Annotated in this window: 13 protein-coding genes; 10 read left to right on the plus strand and 3 right to left on the minus strand. The window is 73.1% G+C overall.

The genetic code is table 11. The annotated features are described in order from the left end of the window. Window positions 1-6 precede the first annotated feature (6 nt). Complete coding sequence (locus tag PKF00_RS27650) at window positions 7-768, minus strand: IclR family transcriptional regulator (protein ID WP_271220577.1); 762 nt, start codon at window positions 766-768, stop codon at window positions 7-9. 203 nt (window positions 769-971) lie between these two features. Here PKF00_RS27650 and pobA point away from each other — a divergent pair, with 203 nt between their 5' ends. The 9 genes from pobA to PKF00_RS27695 all read left to right on the plus strand — a co-directional run bounded on the left by pobA (window position 972) and on the right by PKF00_RS27695 (window position 11,719). Further along, the gene (gene pobA, locus PKF00_RS27655; protein WP_271220578.1) at window positions 972-2,189 is read left to right on the plus strand and encodes a 4-hydroxybenzoate 3-monooxygenase; all 1,218 of its coding nucleotides are present in this window, start codon (window positions 972-974) and stop codon (window positions 2,187-2,189) included. After that, the gene (pcaH, locus tag PKF00_RS27660; protein ID WP_271220579.1) at window positions 2,186-2,869 is read left to right on the plus strand and encodes a protocatechuate 3,4-dioxygenase subunit beta; all 684 of its coding nucleotides are present in this window, start codon (window positions 2,186-2,188) and stop codon (window positions 2,867-2,869) included. The genes pobA and pcaH overlap by 4 nt, the downstream gene beginning before the upstream one ends. Further along, entirely contained in the window at window positions 2,866-3,399 is a 534-nt protein-coding gene (locus PKF00_RS27665; RefSeq protein WP_271220580.1) for a dioxygenase family protein, read from the plus strand. Before pcaH ends, PKF00_RS27665 begins: the two co-directional genes overlap by 4 nt. Next, window positions 3,389-4,708 (plus strand): 3-carboxy-cis,cis-muconate cycloisomerase, encoded by a 1,320-nt coding sequence (gene pcaB, locus PKF00_RS27670; protein ID WP_271220581.1) that lies wholly within the window; start codon window positions 3,389-3,391, stop codon window positions 4,706-4,708. Before PKF00_RS27665 ends, pcaB begins: the two co-directional genes overlap by 11 nt. Further along, the gene (gene pcaC, locus PKF00_RS27675; RefSeq protein ID WP_271220582.1) at window positions 4,705-5,961 is read left to right on the plus strand and encodes a 4-carboxymuconolactone decarboxylase; all 1,257 of its coding nucleotides are present in this window, start codon (window positions 4,705-4,707) and stop codon (window positions 5,959-5,961) included. The genes pcaB and pcaC overlap by 4 nt, the downstream gene beginning before the upstream one ends. A gap of 217 nt (window positions 5,962-6,178) precedes the next feature. Then, the gene (locus PKF00_RS27680; protein WP_425582154.1) at window positions 6,179-6,685 is read left to right on the plus strand and encodes a (2Fe-2S)-binding protein; all 507 of its coding nucleotides are present in this window, start codon (window positions 6,179-6,181) and stop codon (window positions 6,683-6,685) included. Further along, on the plus strand, window positions 6,682-7,668 hold the full coding sequence (locus PKF00_RS27685; RefSeq protein WP_271220583.1) for an FAD binding domain-containing protein: 987 nt from the start codon (window positions 6,682-6,684) through the stop codon (window positions 7,666-7,668). Before PKF00_RS27680 ends, PKF00_RS27685 begins: the two co-directional genes overlap by 4 nt. Then, a complete protein-coding gene (locus PKF00_RS27690; RefSeq protein ID WP_271220584.1) occupies window positions 7,665-9,788 on the plus strand; it encodes a xanthine dehydrogenase family protein molybdopterin-binding subunit in 2,124 nt (707 codons plus the stop codon). The genes PKF00_RS27685 and PKF00_RS27690 overlap by 4 nt, the downstream gene beginning before the upstream one ends. Before the next feature lie 14 nt (window positions 9,789-9,802). Continuing rightward, entirely contained in the window at window positions 9,803-11,719 is a 1,917-nt protein-coding gene (locus PKF00_RS27695) for an FUSC family protein (RefSeq protein WP_271220585.1), read from the plus strand. A gap of 78 nt (window positions 11,720-11,797) precedes the next feature. On the opposite strand, the gene PKF00_RS27700 is transcribed toward PKF00_RS27695, so the two are convergent. Further along, entirely contained in the window at window positions 11,798-13,252 is a 1,455-nt protein-coding gene (locus tag PKF00_RS27700; protein WP_271220586.1) for an amino acid permease, read from the minus strand. 221 nt (window positions 13,253-13,473) lie between these two features. Here PKF00_RS27700 and PKF00_RS27705 point away from each other — a divergent pair, with 221 nt between their 5' ends. Continuing rightward, window positions 13,474-13,875: a hypothetical protein gene (locus PKF00_RS27705; RefSeq protein WP_271220587.1), complete on the plus strand. Its 402-nt coding sequence runs from the start codon at window positions 13,474-13,476 to the stop codon at window positions 13,873-13,875. Between the two features lie 132 nt (window positions 13,876-14,007). On the opposite strand, the gene PKF00_RS27710 is transcribed toward PKF00_RS27705, so the two are convergent. Then, window positions 14,008-14,823, minus strand: a complete 816-nt coding sequence (locus PKF00_RS27710; RefSeq protein ID WP_271220588.1) for an MBL fold metallo-hydrolase — start codon at window positions 14,821-14,823, stop codon at window positions 14,008-14,010. Window positions 14,824-14,884 lie beyond the last annotated feature (61 nt).

Below are 14,884 nucleotides of genomic sequence, written 5' to 3' on the forward strand. Positions count from 1 at the left end.
GGACGACTAGACGGTCCGCGACTCGGTGTACGCGCGCGCGATCTGGGCGGCCACGGTCAGCAGCGGGTCGACCAGGCGGTGCAGCTCCCTGGCCCGCCGGGACGAGACGACCACTCCGACGGCGGCGACCGCCCTGCCGTCGACGACGACCGGCGCGGCCGCCGAGCACGATCCCAGCGTCATCTCCTCGAAGGTGAGCGCGTAGCCCTGGGTGCGCACCGAGGCGAGCTCGCGGGCGAGCCGCCCGGGCTCGGTGATCGTGTGCGGGGTCGGCCGCTCCAGCTTGCGCGCCAGGTAAGAGTCCACGAACCACTCGGGCTCGTGGGCCAGCAGGGCCTTGCCCACGCCCGTGGGGTGCATGGGCAGCCGGCCGCCGGTCCGGGAGACGAGCGGCACGGCCCGCCTGCTGTGCACCTTGTCGACGTAGAGCACCTCCAGGCCGTCACGGACGGCCAGGTGGACGTTCTCGCCGGTGTCGCCGAACAGCTCCTGCAGCCACGGGTGGGCGACGTCCTGCAACCTGCTCGGGGCCAGCTGGCCGAGCTCCCACAGCCGCAGGCCGATCCGCAGCCGCCCGTCGGCCGTACGGCTCAGCGCCTGCCAGGCCTCGAGCTCGCCGACCAGCCGATGCGCGGTCGTCAGTGCGACCCCGCTGCGGCGGGCGATGTCAGCGAGACTGAGCTGGCGATGCTCGGCGTCGAAGGCGCCCAGGATGGCCAGGGCCTTCGACGTCACCGACCGTCCCGGCTCCCGTGAACCACCGGCCATCGTCCGCCTCCCAAAGGACCGTTCGCACGTGCCCGGGGAGATCCTCCACCTCCCCGTGTGCTCGCAGGCGACCGCCCCCGGCGAAGGCCTCCGCCCTCCCCGGAGGCCCTTCGCACGTGCCCCCAAGGAGAATCCTGCCCGTACCTTCCGCTGAGCGGAAGGTCGGGCTCGGTTTTCCCGCCAAGGTCCACCATGCTCTCCCCATGCGAACTCAGGTCGGGATCATCGGAGCGGGGCCCGCGGGTCTTCTGCTCTCCCACCTGCTCCACCTGCGCGGCATCGACTCCGTCGTGCTGGAACGACGCAGTCGTGAGCACGTGGAGCGACGGGTGCGGGCGGGAGTCCTGGAGCAGGGAACGGTCGAGACCCTCGTCGCGGCGGGGGTCGGCGAACGTCTCCGGAGGGAGGGGCTCGTCCACCGGGGCATCGAGCTGCGCTACGGCGGCGCCGGCCACCGCGTGCCCTTCGAGCGGCTGGTCCCCGGACGGACCGTCACGGTCTACGGCCAGCAGGAGGTCGTCAAGGACCTCGTCGCGGCCCGCCTCGCCGCGGGCGGGGACGTCCGCTTCGAGGTGGACGACGTGACCGTCCACGACGCCGACACCGACCGGCCCCACCTCTCCTTCGGCGGCGAGCGGCTGGACTGCGACGTCATCGCGGGCTGCGACGGCTTCCACGGCGTGTCCCGCTCCTCGATCCCCGAAGGCGTGCTCACCGTCCACGAGCGGGACTACCCGTTCGCGTGGCTCGGCGTCCTGGCCCGCGTCAGACCGTCCGCCGAGGAGCTGATCTACGCGCGGACCGAGCGGGGCTTCGCCCTGCACAGCATGCGCTCGCCGGAGGTCAGCCGCTTCTACCTGCAGGTTCCCGCGGGGGAGGACATCGTAGACTGGCCGGACGAGCGGATCTGGGCGGAGCTGCGCACCCGTCTCGAGACGGTGCCCGGCTTCACGCTGGCCACCGGGGAGATCCTCGAGAAGGGCGTCACACCCATGCGCGGCTTCGTGGCCGAACCCATGCGGCACGGCAGGTTGTTCCTGGCGGGCGACGCCGCGCACATCGTCCCCCCGACCGGGGCGAAGGGGCTCAACCTCGCGGTCGCCGACGTCCGGGTGCTGACCGAGGCGCTGACGCACTGGTACGCCACGGGCTCCACCGGCCTGCTCGACGACTACTCCGACACCTGCCTGAGGCGGGTGTGGCGGGCGCAGCACTTCTCCTGGTGGATGACGACGCTGCTGCACACCTTCGACTCCGACGACGCCTACGCGCGGCGGTTGCAGGTCTCGCACCTGGACTACGTGACCTCCTCGGAGGCCGCCGCGACCACGCTGGCGGAGAACTACGTCGGCCTGCCGTACGAGCGCGACCTCGCCGACCCCATCCCCGAGGCGCCGCGGGCGCGAAAGGCGAACGAATGACGAAGATCGTGGGGACCCATCCTCCCTACCTCAGCCCCGACTACCGCAGCAGCGTCCTGCGCGCCCCCTCCCAGCCGCCCGTCGTGTTCGCCGCAGACCCCGACGCCATCGAGCTGACCGGCCCGGTCTTCGGGCACGACGAGCTCGGCGCGCTGGACGCCGACCTGACCCGCCACCACGCGGGCGAGCCGATCGGCGAGCGGATCGTCGTCACCGGCAGGGTCCTGGACGCGGCGGGCCGCCCGGTCCCCGGCACTCTGCTGGAGATCTGGCAGGCGAACGCCGCGGGACGTTACGCGCACGAGGGCGACCGGCACCCGGCGCCGCTCGACCCGAACTTCACCGGCGCGGGACGCTGCCTGACCGACGAGGAGGGGCGTTACCGGTTCGTCTCCATCAAGCCGGGCGCCTACCCGTGGCGCAACCACCACAACGCGTGGCGGCCCGCGCACATCCACTTCTCGGTCTTCGGCACCGCCTTCACCCAGCGCCTCGTCACCCAGATGTACTTCCCCGGGGACCCGCTGTTCCCCTACGACCCGATCTTCCAGTCCATCCCCGACCCCGCGGCCCGCGAACGGCTCGTCTCCCGCTTCGACCTGGAGACGACCGTGCCCGAGTGGGCGCTCGGCTACCGGTTCGACATCGTGCTCGGCCGTACTCCGACGGAGGAGTCATGACCGTTCTCCTGCCCGCGGAGGGGGCGCCGCCCACCGCGGTCGCCGTCACTCCGTCCCAGACCGTCGGGCCCTTCTTCGGCTACGCGCTGCCGTACGGCGGCGGTCCCGACCTGGTCCCCGAAGGCCATCCGGGGGCGATCACCATCACCGGCCGGGTGCTGGACGGAGCCGGCGAGCCCGTGCCCGACGCCCTGCTGGAACTGTGGCTCGGCAGCACCGGCACCCGGGGCGCGCTCGGCAGGGGAGGGCCGGGCGTCTCGGGGTTCGGGCGCTGCCCGACCACGCAGGACGGGGTCTACCGTTTCCGCACCGCCAGGCCGCCGGGGCCGTACCTCGCGCTGCTGGTCTTCGCCAGGGGGCTGCTGCGCTCCGTGGCGACCCGCGTCTACCTTCAGGACGGCCCCGACCCGCTGCTCGACGCCCTTGACCCGGCCCGCAGGGCGACCCTGATCGCCGAGCCCGACGGCGAGGGCTACCGGTTCGACGTCAGGCTCCAGGGTGAGAAGGAGACGGTCTTCCTTGAGTTCTGAGAGTTCCGGCGCCGCCGCCACGGCTTCCGGCGAAGGCCCCGCGAGTCCCGACACCGGGCTGCTCGCCCCCGTCAGGGCGGGCACCGCCGCCGAGGCCGCCACCTCCGACCACGCCTGGCTGCGGGCCATGCTGGCGGCGGAGGCGGCCCTGGCCCGCGCCCAGGCGCGAGCCGGAGCGGCGCCGCAGGACGCCGCCCGCGTGATCGGCCGGGTGACGGAGACGATCACGGTGGACCCGGCGGACCTCGCCAGGCGGGCCAGACAGGCGGCCAACCCCGTCGTGCCGCTGGTCGCCGAGCTGAGACGGGCCGTGGCCGCGCGGGACCCCGAGGCGGCCAAACACGTCCACCGGGGAGCCACCAGCCAGGACATCCTCGACAGCGCCGCGATGCTGGTCTCCCGCGAGGCGGTCGGGATCACCCTGTCGGAGCTGGAACGGGCCATGGGCACGCTCGCCGGGCTGGCCGAGACCCACCGGCACACCCTGATGGCCGCCAGGACGCTCGGGCAGCACGCCGTGCCCACCACGTTCGGCCTCCGCGCCGCCGACTGGCTGGCGGGCCTGCTCCACGCCAGGGACCGGCTGCGGGGGCTGCGTCTGCCCGCCCAGCTGGGCGGGGCCGCGGGGACCCTGGCGGCCCTCGGCGGGGATCCGGAGCTGTCCCACCTGTTCGCCGAGGAGCTCGGACTTCAGGCACCCCTGGTGCCCTGGCACGCCGAGCGGTCGGTCGTCGCCGAGCTCGGAGCCGCCCTCGCGCAGACTGCGGGCGCGCTCGGCAAGGTGGCCCTCGACGTGATCATGCTGTCGCAGACCGAGGTCGGCGAGGTCGCCGAGTCCTCGGCCGGACAGTCCTCCGCGATGCCGCACAAGCGCAACCCCGCGCTGTCGGTGCTCGTCCGCTCGGCCGCCCTCCAGGTGCCGGTGTACGCGCAGCTCCTGACCTCCGCGCAGCTCGCCGAGCACGAGCGGGCCGCGGGCGCGTGGCAGGCCGAGTGGCACCCCCTGCGCGAGTGCCTGCGGCTGACCGCGGGGGCGGCGGAGACCACCGCGGAGCTGGTCGGCGGACTGCGGATCCTTCCCGGGCGGATGCGGGCGAACGTCGGCCTCACCGGGGACAGGATCGTCTCCGAGCGCCTGGCCGCTCTGCTCGGCAGGGACAGGGTCGACCTGGCCTCGGCTCAGGACGGGCCGCTCAGGCAGGCGCTCGCGGGCGAGGTCCCCGCTGACGTGTTCGACCCCGCCGACTACCTGGGGGCCGCGCAGGCCCTCATCGACCGTGTCCTCACCGCCTACCGGGAGCAGCCTTGACACCCTCTCCGTCCTCGAAGGACCGGGCCCTCCGGCCGGGGCTGAGCCTCGCCCACCGCCTCGACGGCCCCGAGCGGGCGCCGCTCCTGGTGCTCGGCCCCTCGCTGGGCACCACCCTGGAGGTGTGGGACCCGCAGCTGGAGGCGCTGGCCGCCTCATGGCGGGTGCTCCGCTACGACCTGCCGGGCCACGGCGGCTCCGCCCCCGCCACCGAGGCGACCCTCGACCTGCTGGCCGACGCCGTGCTCGACCTGGTCGGCGAGCTGACCGGCGAGGAGAGGTTCGCGATCGGGGGGATCTCCCTCGGCGGCGCGGTCGCGGCCACCGTCGCCGCCCGGGTCCCCGGCAGGGTGACCCACCTGGTGCTGTGCTGCAGCTCCGCCCGTTTCGGCGAGCCGGGACCGTGGCTGGAGCGCGCGGAGGCCGTACGACGGGACGGCATGAAGCCGCTCGCGGACGTCCTGCCGGGCCGGTGGTTCGCCTCGTGCCAGGCGAGGGACGTCCCAGAGGGGGGAGACGCCCGCGCCGGCGGTCCCGGCGGAGGCGTCCCGGGGACGGGGGATCCCGGGGGAGACAGGACCGCCTCGGCCGTCTCCGGTGACGTCGCCAGGGTGCTGCGGATGCCGTACGGCACGGACGCCGGCTCGTACGCGGCGTGCTGCGAGGCCATCGCCGGCTACGACCTCACCGGCGGGCTCGGCGCCATCACCGCGCCGACCCTGGTCGTGGCGGGCGCGGACGACCCCGCGACGCCCGTCGGCCACGCCGTCGCCCTGGCCACGGGCATCGCCGGAGCGCTGCTCGCCGTGGTGCCCGAGGCCGCCCACCTGGCGAACGTCGAGCAGGCCGCGACGGTCACCGCCGCGATCGTCCGCCACCTCGGCGGCGACGCCGCGGCCAGGGGAACGCGGACCCGGCGGCAGGTCCTCGGCGACGCGCACGTCGACCGCGCGGCGGCCGCGACCACCGACTTCACCCGCGACTTCCAGGACCTCATCACCCGCTACGCCTGGGACGAGATCTGGAACCGCCCCGGCCTGGACCGCCGCGTCCGCAGCTGTGTCACGCTGACCGCGCTCGTGGCCGGGGGGCACCTGGAGGAGCTGGCCATGCACGTCCGCGCCGCGCTGCGCAACGGGCTCACCCCTGAGGAGATCAAGGAGGTCCTGCTCCAGACCGCGATCTACTGCGGGGTGCCGGCGGCGAACGCCGCCTTCGCCGTGGCGCAGCGGACGCTCGCCGAGACGGGCTGAGCGCCGCCCCACGCCCGGACCGGCATCACGCCTCATCTGCTGTTACGGTCAAACGCTCGTCGGCGAACCCGGGGATAAGGGCGGCGGATGAGTGGGTAGGAGAGCGCCCGTGAATGGCGAAGCGCACACCACAGGACCAGACATATCGGCATCGGCGCCATCTCCGGTCACGGTCGATCTTCTGCTTTCGGTCAACCGGGACCGCCACCCGACCACCGTGGACACCCGGGAGACGCTCCTGGACACCCTGCGTGAGCGGCTCGGCCTGACCGGGGCGAAGAAGGGGTGCGACCACGGGCAGTGCGGGGCGTGCACGGTGCTGGTCGACGGGCGGCGGGTGAAGTCCTGCCTGACGCTGACGGTGACCCTGGACGACAGGGAGATCGTCACGGTCGAGGGACTGGCCGGGGAGGACGGGCCGCACCCGCTGCAGACGGCGTTCGTCGAGCACGACGCCTTCCAGTGCGGCTACTGCACGCCGGGTCAGCTCTGCTCGGCGGTCGGCATGCTGGCCGAGGCCGCGGCGGGGTGGCCGAGCGCGGTCACCCCGGACGTGGGCGGCGGAACCTCCCCGGACGAAGGGACCCCGTCCGGCGGGGACGTTCCGCCCGGAGACGGGATCAGGCTCGACGACGACGAGATCCGTGAGCGCATGAGCGGCAACCTGTGCCGCTGCGGCGCCTACGTCAACATCGTCGCGGCCATCACGGAGGTGGCGCGGTGAGACCCTTCGCCTACCTGCGGCCCGCCGACGCGCCGTCGGCGGTCACCGCGTCCGCCGAGCGGCCGAACACCATGTACCTCGCGGGCGGCACGAACCTGGTCGACCTGATGCGCCTCGGCGTCGTCTCCCCCGAGGTCCTGGTGGACGTCAGCAGGCTCTCCGCCGACGCCGTCGAGGAGGGGCCGGACGGCACCCTGACGATCGGCGCGGGCGTGCGCAACAGCGACCTGGCCGCCGACCCCCTCGTACGGCGCCGCCACCCGATGCTGGCCCAGTCGGTGCTCGCGGGGGCCTCGGGGCAGATCCGCAACATGGCGACCGTCGGCGGCAACCTGCTGCAGCGCACCCGCTGCTCCTACTTCCAGGACGTCACCAAACCCTGCAACAAGCGGCTGCCGGGCACCGGCTGCCCCGCCCGCGAGGGAGACCACCGCAACCTGGCGATCCTCGGCCACTCGGAGAGCTGTGTGGCCACCCACCCGTCCGACATGGCCGTGGCGCTGACCGCCCTCGGCGCGATCGTCCACGTGCGGGGCGCCGACGGTCCTCGCACCGTGCCGATGCCCGGGCTGCACCGGCTTCCCGGCGACGAGCCCGAGCGCGACACCGTGCTGGACCCCGGCGACCTGATCACCGCCGTCGAGGTCCCTCCGCTGCCGTTCGCGGCCAGGTCGCGTTACCGCAAGGTCAGGGACAGGGCGTCGTTCGCGTTCGCCGTCGTCTCGGTCGCGGTGGCGCTCGACGTGGCCGACGGCGTGGTGCGCGACTGCCGGATCGCGCTCGGCGGCGTCGCCCACGTGCCGTGGCGGGCCGAGACGGCCGAGGCGGCGCTGCGCGGCTCCGCCGCCACCGAGGCCGGGTTCGCCGACGCCGTGGACGCCGAGCTGGCCGCGGCGCGTCCCCTGCCGGACAACGCGTTCAAGGTGCCCCTGGCCCGCAACGTGCTGGTCCGCACCCTCATCGACCTCGCGGAGGCATCATGAGCACCACGACGACTCCGCCGACGACCCTGCCGGCGCGTGAGGCCACGCCGTACGTCGGCTCGGCGCTGGACCGGGTCGAAGGCCTGGAGAAGGTGACGGGCCAGGCGAGATACGCCTTCGAGTACTCCCCGGACGACCTCGCCTACGCCGTGCCCGTGCAGGCGACCGTCGCGCGCGGGAAGATCCGCACGGTCGACGTCGACGCCGCGGTCAAGCTGCCCGGTGTGATCGCCGCCATCTGGCACGGCAACGCGCCCAGGCTGGCCCCCCCGGAGAACGCCGAACTGGCCGTGCTCCAGTCACGAGAGGTGGCCTACCGGGGGCAGTACGTCGCGGTCGTGGTGGCGGAGACGCTGGAGAACGCCAGGGAGGCGGCCAGGCTACTGCGGGTGGACTACCAGGTCGAGGAGCACGACGTCGAGCTGCGCGCCGACCACCCGGAGATGTACCGCCCCGAGCGAGTCAACCCCGCCTACCCCGCGGACACCGAGCAGGGCGAGCCCGACGCCGCCCTCGCCGAGGCCCAGGTCGTGGTCGACGAGATCTACAGCACGCCCGCCGAGCACAACAACCCGATGGAGCCGCACGCGACGGTCGCCGTGTGGGACGGCGACGGGCTGACCCTCTACGACTCGACCCAGGGCGCCTCCTCGGTCCGCGACACCGTCGCGCCGCTGTTCGGCCTGCCGCCGGGCAACGTCCGGGTGGTCTCCCCGCACGTCGGCGGGGGCTTCGGGTCGAAGGGCATGCCCCTGTCGCCGGTCGTGCTCGCCGCGCTCGCCGCCAAGCACGCGGGACGGCCCGTCAAGCTCGCGGTCACCCGCCAGCAGATGTTCGCGGTGACCGGCTACCGCACCCCGACGATCCAGCGGGTACGGCTCGGCGCGGACACGGAGGGACGGTTGAGTGTGATCGTCCACGACGCGTTCGAGCAGAGCTCCAGGATCAGGGAGTTCGCCGAGCAGACCGCCACGCCGACCCGGATGATGTACGCCGCGCCCAACCGGCGCACCACCCACAGGCTGGTCAGGCTCGACGTCCCCACCCCCTCCTGGATGCGCGCCCCGGGGGAGACCCCCGGCATGTTCGCCCTGGAGTCGGCGCTGGACGAGCTGGCCGTCGCCTGCGGAGTCGACCCGGTCGAGCTGCGCGTCCGCAACGAGCCCGACGCCGACCCGGAGAGCGGCCTGCCGTTCAGCTCCCGCAACCTCGTCGCCTGCCTGCGCGAGGGCGCGCGCAGGTTCGGCTGGGCGGAGCGCGACCCCGCGCCGGGGATCAGGCGCAGGGACGGCCTGCTGGTCGGCACCGGCGTCGCGGCGTCCACCTATCCGGTGTACCGCGTCCCCTCCAGGGCCACCGCCCGCGCCGAGTGGGACGGCACGTTCAGCGTGCGGATCGCCGCCACGGACATCGGCACGGGCGCCAGGACCGTCCTGACCCAGATCGCCGCCGACACGCTGCGCGCCTCACCGGAGCGGATCAGCGTGGAGATCGGCGACAGCGCGCTGCCCGACGCCTCGGTCGCGGGCGGTTCCATGGGCACGGCCTCGTGGGGCACAGCCGTGGTCAGGGCCTGCGAGGCGCTGACCGAGGAGCTGGACCGGCGGGGCGGCGAGGTACCGGAGGAAGGGCTCGAGGTCTCCGCCGACACCGCGCGGGAGGTCGGCGCGAAAAGACGCTTCGCCCAGCACGCCTTCGGCGCCCAGTTCGCCGAGGTCGGCGTGGACCCCGACACGGGGGAGACGCGGGTGCTGCGGCTGCTCGGTGTGTTCGCCGCGGGCCGGATCGTCAACCCGAAGACCGCGCGCTCGCAGTTCATCGGCGGCATGACCATGGGCCTGTCGATGGCGCTGTTCGAGGAGAGCGTCATGGACCGGGAGTTCGGCGACTACCTCAACCACGACTTCGCCCAGTACCACATCGCCGCCTGCGCCGACGTGAGGGACGTCGAGGCGGTCTGGATCGAGGAGGACGACCCGCACCTCAACCCGATGGGGGCCAAGGGCATCGGGGAGATCGGCATCGTCGGCACCGCGGCGGCCGTCGCGAACGCGGTGTACCACGCCACCGGCGTCCGTGTCCGCGACCTGCCGATCCGCCTCGACAGACTCGTGCGCTGAGCGCGGCGCGAGCCATGCCCCGGCTCTTCAGACGCGCGGCGGGCACGCTCGCGGACGCGGCCCCCGGATGGCTCGTCGAAACCGTGAGGGTCGCGCCCGCCGCGCCCCAGTGGTGGCCGATGCTGCGCATGGCGCTGGCCGTGGTGGCCCCGCTGCTGGCGGCGCTCGCCGCGGGGCGGATCGAACTCGGGCTGCTGCCGTCCATGGGGGCCATGGGCACCGCCCTCGCCGACCGGGGCGGAGCCTACCGGGCCAGGATCATCCGGATGGGGGCCGCCGGCCTCGCGGGGGCGCTCGGCTACCTCGTCGGAGCGGCGTTCCGCGGCCACGGCTGGATGACCGTGCTGGTCCTGGTGGCGGCCGCGGTGGTCTCCGCGCTGATCAGCACGACCGGGGCGGCGGGCTCCACGGCGGGGCTCCAGCTGCTCGTGATGACCGTTCTCGGCGGAGGCATACCGCTGCCGGGCCCGCCGGGAACCAACACCGTCATGTTCCTGATCGGCGTCGCGTGGGCGCTCGCGCTGGCGCTGGCCGACTGGCCGCTGCACCCGAGGGCGCCGGAGGAGGCCGCGGTGATCGCGGCCTACCGGACGCTCGAGAGGCTGTTCGCCGGCCGGGGCGCCGACGCCATGGCGGCCTTCGACTCCGCTCTCAGGAACGCCTACGACACCGTCTTCAGCGCCCGCTCCGCCGCGGCGGGGACCGATCCGGAACGCACCCGCCTCGTCGCCCTGCTGAACCAGGCGTCGCTGATCCGCAACGCGCTGATCTCGCTGGACCTGGAGGACCGCGCGCCGCCGGCGGAGGAGGCGGCGGCCGTCGGTGAGATCGCCGCCGCCCTCGCGGGAGAGCGTCCGCCCCCGGCGCCGCTTCGGCGCGAGGGCGACTCGCCCGCGACACGGGCCCTCGGCTCCGCCGTCGAAGGGGCCGTCGAACTGCTCTCCGGCGGGGACGTCGTGGCCGACCAGCTGCCCTACGAGCGGCTCGGGCGCCGGGGGCGGATCGCCGAGATCTGGGAGAGGGTCTGGTCGGGCCACCTGACCCGCGTCTACACGGCCAGGCTCGCGCTCTGCATGGGGGCCGCGGGCGCGGTGAGCGAGCTCGGCTGGTTCGAGCGCTCCTACTGGATGACGCTGACCGTCGCGCTGGTGCTCAAACCCGACTTCGGGTCCGTGTTCGCCCGTGCCGTGCAGCGCGCCCTCGGAACCCTGGCGGGCACGTTGATCGGCACCGTGGTGCTCGTCGCCGTGCCGTACGGCCCGGCGATCCTCGTCCCGATCGCGGTGTTCGCGGCGCTCCTGCCGTACGGCATGCAACGCAACTGGGGCCTGATGTCGGCCTTCCAGGCGCCGCTGGTGCTGCTGCTGGTCGACCTGCTGACCCACGGCGGCCCGAGGCTGGCGGAGATCCGCCTGGTCGACACCCTGGCCGGATGCCTGATCGTCCTGCTGCTGGGATACCTGCCGTGGCCGGCGAGCTGGGAGGCGCCGGTCGGCCCGAGGTTCGCCGACGCGGTCTCCGCGACCGCGAACTACCTCGGGCACGCCTTCGACAGGGGGCACACCGGCAGGGCGCTGCTGCGGCACCGGGTCTACGACGCCCTGGCCGATCTGCGGACGGTCTTCCAGCGGGCGGTGACCGAGCCTTCCGTGGTCAGCAGGCGCGTCACCACGTGGATGCCCGCGATGACCGCGCTGGAACAGGTGGCGGACGCGACCGCCGCGACCGTCGCCCGTGCCGAGCACGGCGCGCCGCCGCCGTCGCCGGAGGCGGTCAGAGCCGTGGTCGCCTCCCTGGAGGACATCGCGGCCGACGTCCGCGCGGGGTGCCCGCCGAGGCGGCCCGAGCTCGCCGAGGACGAGCCGCTCGAGAGGGTGAACTCCGCGGTCCGCGGTCTGCGCGACACCGTCTCCGGCCGTCACACCTGCTGACGCGGCTCTGGCGGACGGCGCTCGCGCTCTCCCGGCGTTCCCGGTGGAGGAGTCCCGCGGGCCCGGAACGGGAGGCCGTCAGCCGTCGCCCGCCGCGCCGCCGTCTCCGTGCGCCGCGGGCTCGCTCTGGGCCAGGGCGGAGTGCCGGTAGGAGTATCCGAAGTACACGACCAGGCCGATCAGGAACCACACCGCGAAACGCACCCAGGTCTGCCACTGCAGGAAGGTGATCAGCCAGAGCGAGAAGAGGATGCCGATCGCCGGGACGAAGGGCATTCCCGGGCAGCGGAAGGTGCGCGGCAGGTCGGGCCGCCTGTAGCGCAGCACGATCACCGCGGCGCACACGACGACGAAGGCGAGCAGGATGCCGATGTTGGTCAGCTCCGCGGCCTCCACGATGGGCAGGAACCCGGCGATGAGGGCCGAGATGACGCCGACGATCCACGTCACGCGGGTCGGCACGTGCCGGGTCGGGTGCGTCTTGGCGAACCACCTGGGCAGCAGTCCGTCGCGGCTCATCGAGAACCACACGCGGCTCACGCCGAGCATGAAGGTGAACATGACGGTGAGGATGCCGACGATCGCCCCGACCGCGATCACGTCCGCCAGGCCCCGCAGGCCCACCGACTTGAACGCCGTGGAGAACCCGCTCTCCTTGTCGATCTCGCTGTACTTCTGCATGCCCGTCAGCACCAGGCAGGCCAGCACGTACAGCACCATCGAGATGCCGAGGGAGTAGATGATCGCCTTCGGCATGTGGCGCTGGGAGTCCTTCGACTCCTCGGCAGCCGTGCTCATGGCGTCGTAGCCGAAGACGGCGAAGAACACCGTGGCGGCGCCGGTGATCGCGCCGCTGATGCCGTAGGGGAAGAAGGGGGTGTAGTTGTCGGTGTTGATGTGGAAGAAGCCGACGACGATGACCAGCAGCACCACGGCGACCTTCAACCCCACGACCGCCATCTCGAACCTGGCGGCGTTCTTCATGCCGAGGTTCAGCAGGTAGGCGATCAACAGGCACAGCAGGGCGGCGAACAGGTCGACCCGGTGCCCCTCACCGGTTCCCGGCGCGCCCAGCATCCACGCGGGCAGTTGCACGCCGAGGTCGCCGAGCAGGAATGAGAAGTAACCCGAGATGCCGATGGCCACGACCGCGACGATCGCGGTGTACTCCAGCAGCAGGTCCCAGCCGATGAACCAGCCCGCCAGCTCGCCCAGGACGGCGTAACCGTAGGTGTAGGCGGATCCGGCCTTGGGGATGAGCCCGGCGAACTCGGCGTACGAGAACGCCGCCGCCGCGCTCGCGATGCCGGCGATCAGGAACGAGATCACGACGGCGGGACCGGCGACGCCGTTGGCGACGGCGCCCGCGAGGGTGAAGATGCCCGCGCCGATGATGCCGCCGACCCCGATCGCGGTCAGCTGCCACAGTCCCAGCACGCGGGTGAGCTGCTCGCTCCTGCCGCCCTCTGGTTCCTCGATGTGCTCGATGGGTTTGCGGCGCAGAACGCCGGATCCCGCCCGTCGCCTGGCCATGACGTTTCCCTTCGCACGACGACTGCGGCGGACGACCCGACCCGCCATGATCCCAGCGGAGGACTCCTACCCTGTTCGGCTGGGCTTATTCCAGGCGTTGATCCCGTTCGGCGAGGACATGTCCGCTGGTGGGAGGGGGTACAGCGGGCCCGCGCCCTGTCCTGAGGGCATTCGGCGAGGTAACGTCGAGGTATCGAATCCCGGACACGGGGGGAGACGCCATGCCGAGCGATCCCGATCACGTGCTCGACGCCATCGACGGAGTCGTCGACGAGTGGCTCGCCATGAGCGAGGACTCCATGCGCTGGGCGCCACCGGAGAAGCCTCCGCCGAAACCGCGGCTCGCGCTGCCGTCGCCGCCCCTGCCGCACCTCGTCGAGGAGCTGCTGCAGGAGGTCGGCGTGCACACCCAGGCCGTGGTCGAGGCCTTCCGTCCGCTGGGGGAGGGGGTGATGGGAGCCTTCGCCTCGTTCTTCGACAGCCCCGCGATGCGTCAGCTGATCGAGCCCGCCGACTGGCCGGAGGAGCACCCTCCGCTCGATGTCGACATCGACTACGACGTCCCGGATCCCGGACCGGCTCCCGGGTCCCGGCCGCCGCCGGAGGCCGACCGGCCGGGGTGAGCCGCCGCGAAGCCGGTAACCGGCGAGGCCGCGACGAGGTCACTGTGAGATCACCGCGAGGCGAGATCACTGCGAGGCCGCCGCGAGACGGCGCCGCCTTCCACCTGCTTCCCCCCGGCCAGGCCTTCGCTCTCAGGAGTCGGAGTCGTCCAGGGCGAAGGCGAGGTAGCGCTCCGCGGAGCGCCGCACGGCGTCGGCGCCGTCGGTGTGCACGACCCGCTTCCACCAGCCGCCGTAGACGCGGTCGAAGTCGTACGGCGCGAGCAGCGACAGGGCGCGGCGGACCGTCCTGGGGCGTTCGGGGATCAGGTTGGGGTAGCTGTGCATGAAGCTGACCCACCGCCGGTCCGGCACCACCTGGAGGATGTCGCCGGAGAACAGCGCGCCTCGGCCCTCCTCGCCGTCGCGCCAGTGCATCACCTGGCCGCCGTCGAAGTGCACGCCCGCGTTGATCAGGGTCAGGCCCTCCACGATCTCGCGGGTCTCGCCCTCCCAGAACACCACCGACTCGTCGGGGCGCGCCACCCACTCACGGTCCTTCGCGTGGATGTAGACAGGAGCGTCGAAGGCGTGCGCCCACTCGACCATCGTCCCGTAGAAGTGCGGGTGACTGATCGCGATGGCGTCGACCCCGCCGAGCTCGGTGACCTCCCTGAGGATGTCGTCGTCGAGGTAGGTGACCATGTCCCACAGCACGTTCCCCGCGGGAGTGCGGACCAGTAGCGCGCGCTGGCCGATGGCGGTCGCGGGATCGACGCCGACGCCGACCACCCCCGCGCCCTCCTCGGCGATCATCGGCTTGTGCCCCGCCTCGCGCAGCTCGTTCAGCGACGTCCACCGCTGGCCCTGCCAGCCGACGTACTGCCGTTCGTCCTCGCAGATGGGGCAGTTCTCACGCGGGGCGGCGTACTGGACGCCGCAGGTCAGGCAGATCGGCAGGTCGTTCACGCGGCTCCTCCTGCACGTCGTGCCCGGACGGGGCGGGCGACGGTGGTCAAGGTCGTCTGGA

This window comes from Streptosporangium carneum (assembly GCF_027922005.1).
Taxonomy (GTDB): Bacteria; Actinomycetota; Actinomycetes; order Streptosporangiales; family Streptosporangiaceae; genus Streptosporangium; species Streptosporangium carneum.